The sequence below is a fragment of the Sphingomonas sp. ASY06-1R genome (assembly GCF_052180265.1).
Classification (GTDB): Bacteria; Pseudomonadota; Alphaproteobacteria; order Sphingomonadales; family Sphingomonadaceae; genus Sphingomonas_I.
In genome coordinates, this window is the sequence record NZ_CP197464.1 from 643,007 (window position 1) to 658,727 (window position 15,721).

Here is a 15,721-nt window from a genome sequence, read left to right on the forward strand (position 1 = left end):
AAATCATGGCTAAGGCTAAATTTGAGCGGACGAAGCCGCACTGCAATATCGGCACCATCGGCCACGTCGACCATGGCAAGACGTCGCTCACGGCCGCCATCACCAAGGTGCTCGCCGAAACCGGCGGCGCGACCTTCGTCGACTATGCGAATATCGACAAGGCTCCCGAAGAGCGCGAGCGCGGCATCACGATCTCGACCGCACACGTCGAGTATGAGACGCAGGCGCGCCACTATGCGCACGTCGATTGCCCGGGCCACGCCGATTATGTGAAGAACATGATCACGGGCGCCGCGCAGATGGACGGCGGCATCCTCGTCGTGTCCGCGACCGACGGCCCGATGCCGCAGACCCGTGAGCACATCCTGCTCGCCCGCCAGGTCGGCGTGCCGCAGCTCGTCGTGTTCATGAACAAGGTTGACCTGGTCGACGACGCCGAGATCCTCGAGCTCGTCGAGCTGGAAATCCGCGAACTGCTTTCGTCCTACGATTTCGACGGCGACAACATCCCCGTCATCCAGGGCTCCGCTGTTTGCGCGCTCAACGGCACGAAGCCTGAGATCGGCCATGCTGCCGTGCTCAAGCTGATGGAAGCCGTCGACACGTTCATCCCGCAGCCCGAGCGTCCGCTCGACAAGCCGTTCCTGATGCCGATCGAGGACGTGTTCTCGATCTCGGGTCGCGGCACCGTCGTGACCGGCCGCGTCGAGACCGGCGTCGTCAAGGTTGGCGAGGAAGTCGAGATCGTCGGCCTCAGCGACACCAAGAAGACCGTCGTCACCGGCGTCGAAATGTTCCGCAAGCTGCTCGACAGCGGCCAGGCCGGTGACAATATCGGCGCGCTGCTCCGCGGCGTTGGCCGTGACGACGTCGAGCGTGGTCAGGTCCTGTGCAAGCCGGGCTCGATCAAGCCGCACACCGACTTCTCGTCGGAAGTCTATGTGCTGTCGAAGGAAGAGGGTGGCCGTCACACGCCGTTCTTCGCCAACTATCGCCCGCAATTCTACTTCCGCACGACCGACGTGACCGGCGAAGTCGTCCTCCCCGAGGGCACCGAGATGGTTATGCCGGGCGACAACGTGAAGCTTGGCGTCAAGCTCATCGCACCGATCGCGATGGAGCAGGGCCTGCGTTTCTCGATCCGCGAAGGCGGCCGCACCGTCGGCGCCGGGGTTGTCAGCGCGATCACCGCGTAATATACGAACGTCATCGCAGCCGCCCGACTCCCCAGCGGAGTCGGGCGGTTTGCTATTTATGAGAGATCCTTTTGCCGTCATGTCAGCGTAGGCTGGCATCTCAGCGTGTGAGTGAGCAGCTTGCCGCATGAGACCCCAGCCTTCGCTGGGGTGGCGACCAGGGGGTCATCAGGCTCTTTCGCATCGGTAGGAACCATGGACAGCAATATCCGCATTCGCCTGAAGGCGTTCGATCATCGCGTGCTCGATCAGGCAACCGGCGAGATCGCCGACACCGCGCGCCGCACCGGCGCCTTGACCCGTGGCCCTATCCCTCTGCCGACGCGCATCGAGAAGTTCACGGTCAACCGTGGACCGCACATCGATAAGAAGTCGCGTGAGCAGTTCGAAGTCCGCACGTTCAAGCGCCTGCTCGACATCGTGCAGCCGACCCCGCAAACCGTCGACGCTTTGATGAAGCTCGATCTTGCAGCGGGTGTTGATGTTGAGATCAAGCTGGCGTAAGGAGCTTCCACCGCTGGCGGGGTGATTCACCCCAGCCGGCGCTTTTGCTTCCCGCATAAGCCTTTCGAGGCGCGGTCGAAGCAGGAAAGCAAAGGGATACCGAACGTCCTCCTCCTTCGGGAGAGTGCGTTGCCTGCGTCCCCGCTTTCAGCAATCGGGTGATCCGTCACCTTCTTGTTGGATACTGGCCCAGGCGGGGGCACGCAGTTTCATTGGGCTGGGCTTCGGGAATCCCCGGAGCCTTTTTCGTTGGCAAGCTCGCCATTTCGGTGACGAGCCTCTGGTTGGAAGGAATTGGTCATGCGCACCGGCGTGATCGCGAAGAAGATGGGGATGACCCGGCTGTTCCAGGACGACGGGCGTCATGTGCCCGTGACCGTTCTGCAGCTCGATGGTCTTCAGGTCATTGCCCGCAAGGAAGATGCGCGTGACGGTTATGTCGCGGTGCAGCTCGGCGCGGGTGTGGCGAAGGCCAAGAATGTTTCCAAGCCGCAGCGCGGCCACTTCGGCAAGGCCGAGGTGGAGCCTAAGGCTTATGTCGCCGAATTCCGCGTCACCGAGGATAATCTTCTCGATGTTGGCGCCGAGATTTCGGCTGAGCATTTCGTTGCCGGCCAGATGGTCGACATCCAGGGTCGCACCCAGGGCAAGGGCTTTCAGGGCGGCATGAAGCGTTGGGGCTTCGGCGGTCTGCGCGCCACCCACGGCGTTTCGGTCTCGCACCGTTCGCTCGGTTCGACCGGTCAGCGCCAGGATCCGGGCAAGGTCTTCAAGAACAAGAAGATGGCCGGCCACATGGGCGACAAGAATCGCACGCAGCAGAATCTCGAGATCGTCCGTACGGACGTCGAGCGCGGCCTGCTCTACATCAAGGGCTCGGTTCCGGGTTCGAAGGGTGGCTGGGTTCTCGTGAAGGACGCGGTCAAGCTTCCCGGTCATAAGGACGCGCCGAAGCCGGCCGGCCTGAAGGCCGCTGCGAACAGCAACAGCAACACTGCCGCTCCGGTCGTCGAGACGCCCGAAGCCGCCGAAGGCCAGGAGGGCTGATCATGAAGGTTCAGGTCAAGAACCTCGATGGATCGTCGGCGAACGGCGATATCGAACTGAACGACGCAGTATTCGGCGTCGAGCCGCGTGCGGACATTCTGCACCGGGTCGTCACCTGGCAGCTCGAAAAGCGCCGCGGCACGGCCCGTGGCACGCGCGAGCGGTCGGATGTGGCGCGTACCGGCAAGCGTCTGGGCAACCAGAAGGGTGGCGGTACCGCCCGTCACGGTGACCGTGCGGCCCCGATCTTCATCGGCGGCGGTAAGGCGCATGGTGCACGCGTTCGTGACTTCAATCCGTCGCTGAACAAGAAGGTTCGTGCGCTCGGCCTCAAGATGGCGCTCTCGGCGAAGGCCAAGGACGGCAATCTGGTGGTTCTGAACGCGCTGGATGTCGCCGAAGGCAAGACCAAGACGCTCGCGACGCAGCTGGCGACCTTGGGCTTCGGCAACAAGGCGCTGGTCATTGACGGCGATGCCATCAACGTCAGCTTCGCGCATGCGTCGGGTAACCTGCGCGGCGTGAACCTGCTCCCGGCCGTAGGCGCCAACGTCTACGACATCCTTAAAGCAGACACGCTGGTGCTGACGCGCGCGGCGATCGAGAAGCTGGAGGCGCGTTTCAATGGCTAAAAAGCCGGCCAATTCGACGATTGATATTCGTCACTACGACGTGGTGCTCGCGCCCCACATCACCGAGAAGTCGACCATGCTCTCCGAGCATAATGCGGTCGTGTTCAAGGTGGCGGGCGACGCGACCAAGCCCGAGATCAAGGCCGCCGTTGAGGCGCTGTTCTCGGTCACGGTCACGGGCGTCAACACGATCGTTACCAAGGGTAAGACCAAGCGCTGGAAGGGCGAGCCCTACAAGCGCTCGGATGCCAAGAAAGCGATCGTGACCCTGGCTGAAGGCCAGCAGATCGACATTACGGCGGGGATTCAGTAATGGCTCTCAAGAATTTCAATCCGACGAGCCCGGCTCGTCGCGGCCTGATCCTGATCGACCGCTCGTCGCTCTACAAGGGCAAGCCCGTCAAGGCGCTGACCGTCGGTCTCACCAAGTCGGGTGGCCGCAACAACCAGGGTCACGCGACTGCGCGCGGCATTGGTGGCGGCCACAAGCAGAAGTATCGTTTCATCGACTTCAAGCGTCGCAAGTGGGATGCTCCGGCGTCGGTGGAGCGGATCGAATATGATCCCAACCGTTCGGCGTTCATCGCGCTGGTGAAGTATGAGGATGGCGAACTCGCCTACATCATCGCACCGCAGCGGCTGGCCGTTGGCGACACGATCGTCGCCGCCAAGAAGACGGACGTGAAGCCGGGCAATGCGATGGAAATCGGCCAGGCGCCGGTCGGCACGATCGTCCACAATGTCGAGATGAAGCCCGGCAAGGGCGGTCAGATCGCACGTGCGGCAGGCACTTATGTGCAGATTGTTGGCCGCGACAAGGGCATGGTCATGGTTCGCCTGAATTCGGGCGAGCAGCGCTACGTGCACTCCAACTGCATGTGCACGGTCGGCGCCGTGTCCAACCCGGACAATGCCAACCAGAATCTGGCGAAGGCCGGCCGCAACCGCTGGCTCGGTTATCGTCCGCTGACCCGCGGCGTCGCCAAGAACCCGGTCGACCATCCGCACGGCGGTGGTGAAGGCCGGACCTCGGGTGGCCGTCATCCGGTCACGCCGTGGGGCAAGCCGACCAAGGGTCATCGTACCCGCAAGAACAAATCGACCGACAAGATGATCATCCGGTCGCGTCATTCGACCAAGAGGAAGGGCTAACAATGGCTCGTTCAGTCTGGAAGGGCCCGTTCGTCGAACTGAGCCTTCTGAAGAAGGCCGTAGCTGCGCAGGACGGTGGCGCACGTGGTGCGATCAAGACCTGGTCGCGTCGCTCCACCATCATGCCGCAGTTCGTAGGCCTGACGTTCAACGTGTATAACGGCCGCAAGTTCGTGCCGGTGTCGGTCAACGAGGACATGGTGGGCATGAAGCTCGGCGAGTTCGCGCCGACCCGCTACTTCCCCGGTCATGCCGCGGATAAGAAGGGCAAGCGCTGATGTCTAAGCCAGCATCCCCCCGTAAGGTCGGCGACAAGGAAGCCCTTGCCGTTGCGACGTCGGTTCGCGGTAGCCCGTACAAGCTCAATCTGGTCGCGGGTCTGATCCGTGGCAAGAAGGTCGGCGACGCGCTCAACATCCTGTCCTTCTCGACGAAGGCGATGGCTGTCGATGTGCGCAAGTGCCTGGCCTCGGCCATTGCGAATGCCGAGAACAATCACAATCTCGACATCGACGCGCTGGTCGTACAGGAAGCATCGGTCGGCAAGGGCCTCGTCATGAAGCGCTTTGCCACTCGCGCCCGCGGCCGCAGCGCCCGCATCGTCAAGCCGTTCAGCCGCCTTCGCGTGGTCGTCCGCGAGCAGGAAGAAGCATAATGGGTCATAAGTCCAACCCGATTGGTATGCGGCTGCAGATCAACCGCACCTGGGACAGCCGTTGGTATGCCGAGGGCGAGAGCTATGCGAAGCTGCTGCTGGAGGATCTGAAGATCCGCCAGTACATCTTCAAGACGCATCCGCAGGCCGCGATCTCGAAGGTCGTGATCGAGCGCCCGGCGAAGCTGGCCCGCATTTCCGTCTATGCCGCACGCCCCGGCGTGATCATCGGCAAGAAGGGCGCGGACATCGAGAAGCTGCGTCGCACGCTCGGCAAGATGACCTCGTCCGAGGTGAGCCTGAACATTGTCGAGATCCGCAAGCCGGAAATCGACAGCAAGCTCGTTGCCCAGGGCGTCGCCGATCAGCTCGAGCGCCGTATCGCCTTCCGCCGCGCCATGAAGCGTGCGGTTCAGTCGGCGTTGCGTCTCGGTGCCGAGGGCATTCGTATCACCTGCGCCGGCCGTTTGGGCGGCGCGGAGATCGCCCGTACCGAATGGTACCGCGAAGGTCGCGTGCCGCTGCATACGCTGCGCGCGAACGTCGATTATGCCGAGGCCGAGGCGCACACCGCCTATGGCGTTTGCGGCGTCAAGGTCTGGATCTTCAAGGGTGAGATCCTCGGCCACGACCCGCTCGCGCAAGACCGCCTCATGATGGAAGCTCAGACCTCGGGGGTCCGTCCGGCGCGCTGATAGGATCTTCCTATCAGTCTGCCTGATCGGCCGTCGTCACGGTGTCAGAAGGTTAGATAAGACATGCTGCAACCGAAGCGCACCAAGTTCCGTAAGGCCCATAAGGGCCGCATCCATGGCGACGCCAAGGGCGGGACCGCGCTCAATTTCGGCGCGTTCGGGCTCAAGGCGCTCGAGCCGGAGCGGATCACTGCCCGCCAGATCGAAGCGGCTCGCCGCGCGATCACGCGTCACATCAAGCGCCAGGGGCGTTTGTGGATTCGCATTTTCCCGGATATTCCGGTTTCGTCGAAGCCGGCCGAAGTCCGCATGGGCTCCGGTAAGGGCGCGCCCGAATTCTGGGTCGCCCGCGTCAAGCCGGGCCGTATCCTGTTCGAGCTGGACGGCGTTCCGGGCCCGATCGCTCGCGTCGCTTTCGAGCGGGCGATGGAAAAGCTCCCGATCAAGACCAAGGTCGTCGCCCGTCTGGGCGAGTCCGTGCACGAGGCTGTGTAAGACAATGGCGAAGGCATCCCAGACCCTTGGCGATCTCAAGGTCGCAACCGACGATCAGCTTTCGACCCAGCTCGGCGAGCTGAAGCGGGAGCAATTCAACCTGCGCTTTCAGGCAGCCACGAACCAGCTCGAAAAGCCGAGCCGCGTTCGCCAGGTGCGCCGCACGATCGCTCAGATCAAGACACTGCAGACCGCTCGCGCGGCTGCGGCCAGCAAGTAGGAGCATCACATGCCGAAGCGCGTGCTGACGGGAACGGTGGTCTCCGACAAGACCGACAAGACGGTGGTAGTCTCGGTCGAGCGGCGGGTGAAGCACCCGCTGTATGGCAAGATCATCAAGCGTTCGAAGAAGTATCATGCCCATGATGAGGGCAACGTGTTCAAGGAAGGCCAGACGGTCCGCATCGAAGAATGCGCACCGATCTCCAAGTTGAAGACGTGGAAGGTCATCGGTGAAGTTGGCGCGCAGTCGCCGGCCGCCGCAGCGTAAGGAAGGACTGACACAATGATTCAGATGCAGTCCAACCTGGACGTAGCTGACAATTCGGGTGCGAAGCGCGTCCAGTGCATCAAGGTGCTGGGCGGGTCCAAGCGTCGTTTCGCTTCGGTCGGCGACGTGATCGTCGTTTCGATCAAGGAAGCCGCGCCGCGCGCCAAGGTCAAGAAGGGCGACGTTCACCGTGCGGTGATCGTGCGTACCGCCAAGGACATCAATCGCGCCGACGGCTCGACCATCCGCTTCGACGGCAATGCCGCCGTGCTCATCAACAAGAATAACGGGGAGCCGATCGGCACCCGTATCTTCGGCCCGGTCGTGCGCGAACTGCGCGCTGCCGGTCACATGAAGATCATTTCGCTCGCGCCTGAGGTGCTGTGATGTCTGCTGCAAGGATCAAGAAGGGTGACCGCGTCGTCGTCCTGTCCGGCAAGGACAAGGGCAAGACCGGTGATGTCACCAAGGCCATGCCGAAGGACGGCAAGGTTGTCGTGTCGGGCGTGAACATCGCGACCCGTCATCGCAAGCCGACCCAGGCGAACCCGCAGGGTGGCCTGGAGCGTCGCGAGGCACCGATGCACATTTCCAAGGTCGCGATCGCGACCAAGGACGGCAAGCCGACGCGCGTTCGTTTCGAGACGCAGGACGGCAAGAAGGTCCGCGTTGCGGTCAAGACCGGGGAGAAAATCGATGGCTGATGCAGCCAACCAACCCCGCCTGAAGAAGCTGTATGAAGACAGCATCGTCAAGGCGATGACCGAGAAGTTCGGCTATAAGAATGTCATGGAAGTGCCCCAGCTCGAGAAGATCGTGCTGAACATGGGCGTTGGCGAAGCCACCCAGGACAAGAAGAAGGTCGAGAAGGCTGCGGCCGAGATGACCAAGATCGCCGGCCAGAAGGCCGTCGTGACCAAGGCGAAGAAGTCGATCGCGCAGTTCAAGCTGCGTGAAGGCATGCCGATCGGCTGCAAGGTGACCTTGCGCCGTGAGCGTATGTACGAATTCCTCGACCGCTTCGTCACGATCGCGCTGCCGCGCGTTCGCGATTTCCGTGGCCTGAACGACAAAGCGTTCGACGGCCGCGGCAATTATGCGACCGGCCTGAAGGAGCAGCTGATTTTCCCGGAAATCAGCTATGACGAGGTCGATCAGGTTCGCGGTATGGACGTGATCGTCGCGACCTCCGCAAAGACCGACGAGGAGGCGCGCGAGCTTCTCCGCCTGTTCGGTTTCCCGTTCCCGCAGCCTGTCGTTGAAGAGAAGAAGGCTGCGTAAATCTATCCCGTCCCCCAGCAAGGCTGGGGGAGGTTCAAGGACTTAAGTCGATGGCGAAACTGAGTTCGATTAACAAGAATGAGCGTCGCAAGAAGCTCGTTAAGAAGTATGCGGGCAAATATGCCCGTCTGCGGGCGATTGCGGACGACGAGTCCAAGGACTTTCAGGAGCGCTGGGAAGCACGCCTGAAGATGGCCGAGATCCCCGCGAACGGAAATCCGACGCGCGTGCGCAACCGCTGCGCGATCACCGGCCGCCCGCGTGCTGTCTATCGTAAGTTCGGCCTGGCGCGCGTTATGCTGCGTCACCTGGCAACGCGCGGGATGATCCCCGGCGTGGTCAAGTCGAGCTGGTAAGGGTCTGATATATGTCGATCACTGATCCCCTGGGCGATCTGCTCACCCGCATCCGCAACGGCCAGCGTGCCCGCAAGGATAGCGTCGTGTCTCCCGCTTCGAAGCTGCGTGCGCGCGTGCTGGATGTGCTGCAGCGCGAAGGCTATATCCGTGGCTACTCGGAAGAGCAGCTCGGCGAGCATCCCGGTCTGCGCATCGAGCTCAAATATTTCGAGGGCCAGCCTGCGATCCAGCATGTTGCGCGCATCTCGAAGCCGGGCCGTCGCGTCTATTCGGGTTCCAAGGAACTGCCGCGGGTCCGCAACGGCCTGGGCATGACCATCGTTTCGACGCCGCGTGGCGTTCTGTCCGACGCGGAAGCGCGCGACCAGAATGTCGGTGGCGAAGTGCTCGCGGAGGTATTCTGATGAGCCGCATCGGTAAAAAGCCGGTTCCCGTTCCTGCCGGTGTGACCGCGCAGATCGAAGGCAAGACGCTGACCGTGAAGGGTGCCAAGGGCACGCTCACGCTCGACCTGCTCGACGACGTCTCCTACGACATCGGCGATGGCGGTGTCACGGTGACGCCTGCGAACGACACCAAGCGGGCACGCTCCTTCTGGGGTATGCAGCGCACGCGGATCGCGAACCTGATCACCGGCGTGACGGAGGGCTACACCAAGCAGCTCCTGATCACCGGCGTGGGCTATCGCGCCAACGTTCAGGGCAAGAACCTGAAGCTGCAGCTCGGTTACAGCCACGATGTCGACTTCGCGATCCCGGAAGGGATCACGATCGCGACGCCGGATCAGACCACGGTCAACATTTCCGGAATCGATAAGCAGCAGGTTGGCCAGGTGGCCGCGGAGATCCGCCGCTGGCGCAAGCCCGAGCCTTACAAGGGCAAGGGCATCAAATATGCCGGCGAGTTCATCTTCCGTAAGGAAGGGAAGAAGAAGTAATGGCCAAGGGTCTTTCTCTGTTCGAGCGGCGCCGTCGCCGCGTGCGCACCGCGCTGAAGGCACGTGGCGGTCAGCGTCCGCGCCTGTCGGTCCACCGTTCCGGCAAGCATATCTATGCGCAGATCATTGACGATGCGGCGGGCACCACCGTCGCAGCTGCCTCGACGCTGGAAAAGGACGTGCGTGCCACGTCCGGCGCCAATGTCGACGCTGCACAGTCGGTCGGTAAGCGTGTTGCCGAGCGTGCGAAGGCAGCCGGCGTGACGACCGTCGTGTTCGATCGCGGCGGCTTCCTGTTCCACGGGCGCGTCAAGGCGCTCGCCGATGCCGCCCGCGAAGGCGGATTGGAGTTCTAAATGGCTGACGAAGTTCAGAACGAGGCCCCCGTGGCCGACGCCCCCGCGGCGACCGAAGGCGCTCCGCGCGAGGGCCGTGGTCCGCGTGGCGGCCGTGGCCGTGGCGGAAACGACAATCGCAGTGGTGGTGGCCGTGGCCGCAACGACCGCAATCGTCGCGACAATAACCGTGACGAGGGCGGCGAAGAGCTGGTCGAGAAGCTGGTTCACATCAATCGTGTCTCGAAGACGGTTAAGGGCGGCAAGCGCTTCGGCTTTGCGGCACTGGTCGTCGTCGGCGACGGCTCCGGCCGGGTCGGCTTCGGCCACGGCAAGGCGCGCGAAGTGCCGGAAGCTATTTCCAAGGCGACCGCGGCGGCCAAGAAGGCCATGATCCGCGTCCCGCTGAAGGATGGCCGCACGCTGCACCATGATGGCATGGGCCATTTCGGTGCGGGTCGCGTCTATGTCCGCACGGCACCTGCCGGTACCGGCATCATCGCCGGCGGCCCGATGCGCGCCGTGTTCGAGAGCCTGGGTGTGCATGACGTGGTGACCAAGTCGGTCGGCACCAGCAATCCCTACAACATGATTCGTGCGACCTTCGAGGCGCTCGGCGAGCAGACGAGCCCGCGCTCGGTTGCACAGCGCCGCGGCAAGAAGATCGCCGAGCTGCTGCGTCGCGGTGGCGCCTCGATCGAGGTTGCCGAAGCCGACGCCGCGGCCGTGGCGGAGTAAGACAGATGGCAACCATCAAGATTACCCAGACCGGATCGCCGATCCGTCGCGTCGCCAGCCAGCGCGCGACTCTGATCGGTCTTGGCCTCAACAAGATGCACAAGACCAGCGAACTGCAGGACACGCCTGAAGTGCGCGGCATGATCCGCAAGGTACAGCATATGGTGAAGGTGGAGGGCTAAAGCCCTCCACCTCATCCGGCGCGACAAAAGCGAAAGCGAGTGCAGACGATGAAGCTTAACGAAATCAAGGACAATGATGGCGCCCGCAAGGGCCGGATGCGCGTCGGACGCGGCATCGGCTCTGGCAAGGGCAAGACCGCTGGCCGCGGCCAGAAGGGTCAGAAGAGCCGCGAAGGCGTCTCCATCAATGGGTTCGAAGGCGGCCAGATGCCGCTGCACATGCGGATCCCGAAGCGTGGCTTCAACAACATCTTCGCCAAGGATTATGCCGAGGTGAATCTCGGCCAGATCGAGAAGCTGGTTCAGGCCGGCAAGCTGGATGCCGGCAGCACGATCGACCATGCCGCGCTTCAGGCGGCCGGCGTCGGTCGTGGCGGCAAGCATGGCGTGCGTATTCTGGCCAAGGGCGATTTCTCGTCCAAGCTCAGCTTCAACGTTGCCGGCGTGTCCGCCTCGGCACGCGAAGCGATCGAGAAGGCCGGTGGTTCGGTTTCGGTGATCGAGGTGGTGCCGGCAGCCGACAAGGCGAAGGCCAAGAAGGGCCAGACCCTTGCCGCCAAGAAGGCCGCACGCGCATAATCCGACACCGGCTTAGACAAGCACGGATCAGCCACTATATGGAGCGGCGGAGGCGGGGACACTGCCCCGCCGCTCTTTTGTTTTTGCCGCTCGTTTTTCCCGGGGTTCGATAAAGTCTGATGGCATCCGCAGCCGAGCAACTGGCCTCCAACGCCAGCCTGTCGCAATTCTCCAAGGCGACCGACCTCAAGCGTCGCTTGTGGTTCACGCTGGGCGCGTTGATCGTGTTCCGTTTGCTGTCCTACGTACCGCTGCCGGGCATCGATCCGCGCGTGCTGGAATCGCTCTTCAATACGACGAAGGGCGGGGTGATGGATTTCTTCAACACCTTCACGGGCGGCGCGCTGACGCGCATGTCGATCGTGGCATTGGGCGTGATGCCCTACATCACCGCGTCGATCGTCGTGCAGCTCTCGACCTCGCTCAGCCCGAAGCTTGCCGCCATCAAGAAGGAAGGCGAGAGCGGGCGCAAGAAGCTCAACCAATATACGCGTTACGGCACCGTGCTGCTGACCGCGATCCAGGGCTATTTCATTGCCGTCGGCCTGGAAGCCTGGGGCAACAGCGCCGGCCAGGTTGCGGTTATCGTCGATCCGATGCTGTTCCGTCTGACGACGGTCATCACGCTGGTCGGCGGCACGATGTTCCTGATGTGGCTCGGCGAGCAGATCACGACCCGCGGTATCGGCAACGGCGTCAGCCTGATCATCATGGCGGGCATCGTCGCGAGCCTGCCGACCACGGTGGCGGGCGCGTTCGAAGCGATGCGGACGGGCGCCAGCTCGCCCTTCATGGTGCTGGGCGGGTTCGCACTGGTGATCGGCCTGATCCTGATCATCTGTTTCATGGAGCGCGCCCAGCGGCGCGTGCTGATCCAATATCCGAAACGCCAGACCCAGCGTGGCATGATGCAGGCGGACAAGAGCCACCTGCCGCTGAAGATAAACACCGCCAACGTGATCCCGCCGATCTTCGCATCGTCGCTGCTGGCGCTGCCGCTGACGATCACGCAGTTTGCGGGCAAGCATCTGAATGGTGAGAGCCGCTGGGGCGATTTCGTGATCTCCATGAACCAGTGGATCGGCCAGGATACGCCGATGTACTTCCTGCTCTATGCAGCGGGGATCATCTTCTTCTCGTTCTTCTACACGGCAGTTGTGTTCAATCCGGAAGAGACGGCCGACAATTTGAAGCGCCATGGCGGCTTCATCCCCGGCATTCGTCCCGGCAAGAATACTGAGACCTATCTGGATTATGTGCTGACCCGCATCACGGTGATCGGCGCGATCTATCTGACCGCGATCTGCGTGCTGCCGGAGATGTTCATTCCGCGGCATCTGGTCGGCTTCGGCGGCACCAGCCTGCTGATCGTGGTCAACGTCACGATCGATACGGTGACGCAGATCCAGAGCCACTTGCTGGCGCATCAATATGGCGACCTCATCAAGAAGGCTCGTCTCAAGGGGGGCGTGCGTCGATGAAGTTGCTGATCCTGCTGGGGCCCCCGGGGGCGGGGAAGGGAACGCAGGCGCAGCATCTCGTTTCGCGCTTCGGCCTGGTGCAGCTGTCGACCGGCGACATGCTGCGTCAGGCGGTCAAGGACGGCACTGACGTCGGGCGCAAGGCGGACGTGATCATGAAGGCCGGCCAATTGGTGCCGGACGAGATCGTGACATCGCTGATCTCCGAGCAGCTCGACAAGCATGCGCATGCGCCAGGCTTCATCTTCGACGGCTATCCGCGCACGCAGGCGCAGGCGGTCGCACTCGACGCCTTGCTGGCGGATCGCGGCATGACGCTGAACCGCGTCATCGAACTGACCGTCGATGAAGATGCGCTGGTTGCGCGGATCGCCGGTCGGTTCACGTGCGCGCGCTGTAACGAGGGCTATCACGACACGTTCAAGCTGCCGAAGGTGGCGGGGGTCTGCGACATCTGCGCGTCTACCGAATTCAAGCGGCGCCCTGACGACAATGCCGAGACCGTCCGGGCACGGCTTGCCGTCTATCGCGCCGATACCGCACCGATCCTGCCTTATTACGAAGCCAAGGGCATCGTCAGCCGGGTGGACGGGATGGCGGACATCGCCACGGTCGGCGCAGCCATCGACGCAATCGTTCAGGACGCGCCGGTTTCCGCCTGAAACGGCGGAATTGCGATCGCGTCCAGCGGTAGCTTGACTCTCCCAACGACTCTCCGTATCCAGCATCTATCCCACGAACCCGGTTTCCGGCGGCGCAGATGCGCGCGCCGTGTTTTCGCTGTTCGGGGACTTAACGCGTCGAGATGGGGCGGCGGCCAACCGCCCTGTGGAGCAGGAGAAGCAAGAATATGGCACGTATTGCGGGTGTTAATATCCCGACCAACAAGCGCGTAGAAATCGCGCTTACCTATATCCACGGCATCGGCCCGGCCAAAGCCAAGGAAATCACCGCCAAGCTCGGAATCGATCCGGCGCGTCGTGTCCAGGATCTGTCCGACCAGGAAGTCCTGCAGATCCGTGAAACGATCGATGCGGGCTATCAGGTCGAAGGCGATCTGCGCCGCCAGGTTGCGGTGAACATCAAGCGGCTGATGGATCTGGCATGCTATCGCGGCCTGCGTCACCGCAAGGGTCTTCCGGTTCACGGCCAGCGCACGCATACCAATGCGCGCACCCGTAAGGGCAAGGCCAAGCCGATTGCCGGCAAGAAGAAGTAATCGGCTGGTTGAGCCGGCCCGCCCGGCTCCCGGTCCTTGCAGAATAGGGATTTAGGAAAATGGCACGCGAACCTCAGCGCATTAAGCGGCGCGAGCGTAAGAACATCACCTCTGGCGTCGCGCATGTGAACGCCAGCTTCAACAACACCATGATCACGATCACGGATGCGCAGGGCAATGCCATCTCCTGGTCGTCGGCCGGCATGATGGGCTTTAAGGGGTCGCGTAAGTCGACGCCTTATGCTGCCCAGGTTGCCGCCGAAGATGCCGGCAAGAAGGCCGCCGAGCACGGCGTCCGTACGCTTGAGGTCGAAGTGAAGGGCCCGGGTTCGGGCCGCGAGAGCGCGCTGCGCGCCCTTCAGGCCGTCGGTTTCCACATCACGTCGATCCGCGACGTGACGTCGATCCCGCATAACGGTGTCCGTCCGTCCAAGCGGCGTCGCGTCTAACACTTGTTTCCCGGGGCTCCGTCCAGCTCCGTTGTATTTTCGATACCGGCCGCAGCGGACGCGCCGCGGCCTCAGCCCCGAGGGGACCATGATGGCGATCAATGCCAAGAACTGGCAGGAACTTAAGAAGCCCGTCGCGCTCGACAAGAAAGTCGGCGGCGACACCAAGCGGAAGGCGACCTTCGTTGCCGAGCCGCTGGAGCGGGGCTTCGGTCTGACGCTCGGCAACGCGCTGCGGCGCGTGTTGCTGTCGTCGCTGCAGGGCGCGGCGGTGACCTCGATCAAGATCGAGAATGTGCTGCATGAATTCTCGTCGCTCGCCGGCGTGCGGGAAGACGTCACCGACATCGTCCTCAACGTGAAGCAGATTGCGCTGCGCATGCAGGGCGAAGGGTCGAAGCGGCTGCAGTTGTCGGCCACCGGCCCGGCGGAAGTGACTGCAGGCGATATCGTCACCAGCGGCGACATTGAAGTGCTCAACCCGGATCTGGTTATCTGCCATCTGGACGAAGGTGCGACGCTCAACATGGAGCTGACCGCGCAGTCCGGTAAGGGCTATGTCCCGGCGGCGGCAAATCGTCCGGCCGACGCACCGATCGGCGTCATCCCGGTCGACGCGCTTTACTCGCCCGTTCGCCAGGTGGCGTACAAGGTCGAGAACACCCGCGTCGGGCAGGAGCTGGACTATGACAAGCTCACGCTGACGATCGAGACCGACGGGACCGTGACGCCGGACGATGCGATCGCCTATTCGGCGCGCATCCTCCAGGATCAGCTTCAGCTGTTCGTGCATTTCGACGAGGGCATGGCCGTCTCGGCACCGTCGCAGTCGTCTGCGGCGATGGCACCGATTGGTGGCGGCGTCGCCGAGCCGGAAGCCAATTCCAACCAGCTCAACCGCTTCCTTCTCAAGAAGGTCGACGAGCTGGAATTGTCGGTCCGTTCGGCCAACTGTCTCAAGAACGACAATATCATCTATATCGGCGATCTGGTTCAGAAGACCGAAGCGGAGATGCTGCGTACGCCGAATTTCGGCCGCAAGTCGCTCAACGAGATCAAGGAAGTCCTCGCTTCGATGGGGCTGCGCCTGGGTATGGAAATCCCCGGCTGGCCGCCTGAGAATATCGAGGAAATGGCCAAGAAGCTCGAACAGGAATTTTGACGAGTTAGGGCGCCTCGCGCTGTCTAATTCGTCATCCCGGCGGAGGCCGGGATCGCAGGAGGCCTTACACCTGCGTATTTATTTAGCGGCCCCGGCCTCCGCCGGGGCGACGTAATCGGGTGATCCACGTCGT

Annotated in this window: 27 protein-coding genes; all 27 read left to right on the top strand. The window is 62.7% G+C overall.

Annotated features, from left to right (window positions below; genetic code table 11):
* The first annotated feature begins 5 nt into the window (after window positions 1–5).
* The 27 genes from tuf (at window position 6) to ACSBM8_RS03355 (ending at window position 15,588) form a co-directional block, all read left to right on the top strand.
* On the top strand, window positions 6–1,196 hold the full coding sequence (tuf, locus tag ACSBM8_RS03225) for an elongation factor Tu (protein ID WP_442680228.1): 1,191 nt from the start codon (window positions 6–8) through the stop codon (window positions 1,194–1,196).
* Window positions 1,197–1,391: 195 nt separating this feature from the next.
* Window positions 1,392–1,700, top strand: a complete 309-nt coding sequence (gene rpsJ, locus ACSBM8_RS03230; protein ID WP_116091432.1) for a 30S ribosomal protein S10 — start codon at window positions 1,392–1,394, stop codon at window positions 1,698–1,700.
* Between the two features lie 300 nt (window positions 1,701–2,000).
* Window positions 2,001–2,747, top strand: a complete 747-nt coding sequence (gene rplC, locus ACSBM8_RS03235) for a 50S ribosomal protein L3 (protein ID WP_442680229.1) — start codon at window positions 2,001–2,003, stop codon at window positions 2,745–2,747.
* Between the two features lie 2 nt (window positions 2,748–2,749).
* Window positions 2,750–3,379, top strand: coding sequence for a 50S ribosomal protein L4 (gene rplD / locus ACSBM8_RS03240; RefSeq protein WP_442680230.1), 630 nt, complete (start codon window positions 2,750–2,752; stop codon window positions 3,377–3,379).
* Window positions 3,372–3,692 (top strand): 50S ribosomal protein L23, encoded by a 321-nt coding sequence (locus ACSBM8_RS03245; protein WP_442680231.1) that lies wholly within the window; start codon window positions 3,372–3,374, stop codon window positions 3,690–3,692. The genes rplD and ACSBM8_RS03245 overlap by 8 nt, the downstream gene beginning before the upstream one ends.
* Complete coding sequence (gene rplB, locus ACSBM8_RS03250) at window positions 3,692–4,531, top strand: 50S ribosomal protein L2 (RefSeq protein ID WP_442680232.1); 840 nt, start codon at window positions 3,692–3,694, stop codon at window positions 4,529–4,531. Before ACSBM8_RS03245 ends, rplB begins: the two co-directional genes overlap by 1 nt.
* 2 nt (window positions 4,532–4,533) lie before the next feature.
* Entirely contained in the window at window positions 4,534–4,809 is a 276-nt protein-coding gene (gene rpsS, locus ACSBM8_RS03255) for a 30S ribosomal protein S19 (protein WP_442680233.1), read from the top strand.
* Complete coding sequence (gene rplV / locus ACSBM8_RS03260) at window positions 4,809–5,186, top strand: 50S ribosomal protein L22 (RefSeq protein ID WP_442680234.1); 378 nt, start codon at window positions 4,809–4,811, stop codon at window positions 5,184–5,186. The genes rpsS and rplV overlap by 1 nt, the downstream gene beginning before the upstream one ends.
* Window positions 5,186–5,881, top strand: coding sequence for a 30S ribosomal protein S3 (gene rpsC / locus ACSBM8_RS03265; protein ID WP_420136725.1), 696 nt, complete (start codon window positions 5,186–5,188; stop codon window positions 5,879–5,881). Before rplV ends, rpsC begins: the two co-directional genes overlap by 1 nt.
* 63 nt (window positions 5,882–5,944) lie before the next feature.
* Window positions 5,945–6,376, top strand: a complete 432-nt coding sequence (gene rplP, locus ACSBM8_RS03270; RefSeq protein WP_116091440.1) for a 50S ribosomal protein L16 — start codon at window positions 5,945–5,947, stop codon at window positions 6,374–6,376.
* A gap of 4 nt (window positions 6,377–6,380) precedes the next feature.
* Complete coding sequence (gene rpmC / locus ACSBM8_RS03275; RefSeq protein WP_442680235.1) at window positions 6,381–6,596, top strand: 50S ribosomal protein L29; 216 nt, start codon at window positions 6,381–6,383, stop codon at window positions 6,594–6,596.
* A gap of 9 nt (window positions 6,597–6,605) precedes the next feature.
* Complete coding sequence (gene rpsQ / locus ACSBM8_RS03280) at window positions 6,606–6,866, top strand: 30S ribosomal protein S17 (protein WP_116091442.1); 261 nt, start codon at window positions 6,606–6,608, stop codon at window positions 6,864–6,866.
* 15 nt (window positions 6,867–6,881) lie between these two features.
* Window positions 6,882–7,253, top strand: coding sequence for a 50S ribosomal protein L14 (rplN, locus tag ACSBM8_RS03285; protein WP_116091443.1), 372 nt, complete (start codon window positions 6,882–6,884; stop codon window positions 7,251–7,253).
* On the top strand, window positions 7,253–7,570 hold the full coding sequence (gene rplX / locus ACSBM8_RS03290) for a 50S ribosomal protein L24 (protein WP_442680236.1): 318 nt from the start codon (window positions 7,253–7,255) through the stop codon (window positions 7,568–7,570). Before rplN ends, rplX begins: the two co-directional genes overlap by 1 nt.
* Window positions 7,563–8,147 (top strand): 50S ribosomal protein L5, encoded by a 585-nt coding sequence (gene rplE, locus ACSBM8_RS03295; RefSeq protein ID WP_442680237.1) that lies wholly within the window; start codon window positions 7,563–7,565, stop codon window positions 8,145–8,147. The genes rplX and rplE overlap by 8 nt, the downstream gene beginning before the upstream one ends.
* Window positions 8,148–8,197: 50 nt before the next feature.
* The gene (rpsN, locus tag ACSBM8_RS03300; RefSeq protein WP_116091446.1) at window positions 8,198–8,503 is read left to right on the top strand and encodes a 30S ribosomal protein S14; all 306 of its coding nucleotides are present in this window, start codon (window positions 8,198–8,200) and stop codon (window positions 8,501–8,503) included.
* An 11-nt stretch (window positions 8,504–8,514) separates the two neighbouring features.
* On the top strand, window positions 8,515–8,910 hold the full coding sequence (gene rpsH, locus ACSBM8_RS03305) for a 30S ribosomal protein S8 (RefSeq protein WP_442680238.1): 396 nt from the start codon (window positions 8,515–8,517) through the stop codon (window positions 8,908–8,910).
* A complete protein-coding gene (gene rplF / locus ACSBM8_RS03310; protein ID WP_442680239.1) occupies window positions 8,910–9,443 on the top strand; it encodes a 50S ribosomal protein L6 in 534 nt (177 codons plus the stop codon). The genes rpsH and rplF overlap by 1 nt, the downstream gene beginning before the upstream one ends.
* Window positions 9,443–9,799 carry a 50S ribosomal protein L18 gene (gene rplR / locus ACSBM8_RS03315; RefSeq protein WP_442680240.1) on the top strand — a complete coding sequence of 119 codons (357 nt, stop codon included), beginning with the start codon at window positions 9,443–9,445 and terminating at the stop codon, window positions 9,797–9,799. Before rplF ends, rplR begins: the two co-directional genes overlap by 1 nt.
* A complete protein-coding gene (gene rpsE / locus ACSBM8_RS03320; protein ID WP_442680241.1) occupies window positions 9,800–10,516 on the top strand; it encodes a 30S ribosomal protein S5 in 717 nt (238 codons plus the stop codon).
* 5 nt (window positions 10,517–10,521) lie between these two features.
* On the top strand, window positions 10,522–10,698 hold the full coding sequence (rpmD, locus tag ACSBM8_RS03325; RefSeq protein WP_116091451.1) for a 50S ribosomal protein L30: 177 nt from the start codon (window positions 10,522–10,524) through the stop codon (window positions 10,696–10,698).
* A 48-nt stretch (window positions 10,699–10,746) separates the two neighbouring features.
* Complete coding sequence (gene rplO / locus ACSBM8_RS03330; RefSeq protein WP_442680242.1) at window positions 10,747–11,277, top strand: 50S ribosomal protein L15; 531 nt, start codon at window positions 10,747–10,749, stop codon at window positions 11,275–11,277.
* Between the two features lie 119 nt (window positions 11,278–11,396).
* Window positions 11,397–12,758 (top strand): preprotein translocase subunit SecY, encoded by a 1,362-nt coding sequence (gene secY / locus ACSBM8_RS03335; protein ID WP_442680243.1) that lies wholly within the window; start codon window positions 11,397–11,399, stop codon window positions 12,756–12,758.
* On the top strand, window positions 12,755–13,420 hold the full coding sequence (locus tag ACSBM8_RS03340; RefSeq protein ID WP_442680244.1) for an adenylate kinase: 666 nt from the start codon (window positions 12,755–12,757) through the stop codon (window positions 13,418–13,420). Before secY ends, ACSBM8_RS03340 begins: the two co-directional genes overlap by 4 nt.
* Before the next feature lie 188 nt (window positions 13,421–13,608).
* Window positions 13,609–13,977: a 30S ribosomal protein S13 gene (gene rpsM, locus ACSBM8_RS03345; RefSeq protein ID WP_442680245.1), complete on the top strand. Its 369-nt coding sequence runs from the start codon at window positions 13,609–13,611 to the stop codon at window positions 13,975–13,977.
* A gap of 59 nt (window positions 13,978–14,036) precedes the next feature.
* The gene (rpsK, locus tag ACSBM8_RS03350; RefSeq protein WP_303546323.1) at window positions 14,037–14,426 is read left to right on the top strand and encodes a 30S ribosomal protein S11; all 390 of its coding nucleotides are present in this window, start codon (window positions 14,037–14,039) and stop codon (window positions 14,424–14,426) included.
* 91 nt (window positions 14,427–14,517) lie between these two features.
* Window positions 14,518–15,588, top strand: coding sequence for a DNA-directed RNA polymerase subunit alpha (locus ACSBM8_RS03355; RefSeq protein ID WP_442681477.1), 1,071 nt, complete (start codon window positions 14,518–14,520; stop codon window positions 15,586–15,588).
* Window positions 15,589–15,721 lie beyond the last annotated feature (133 nt).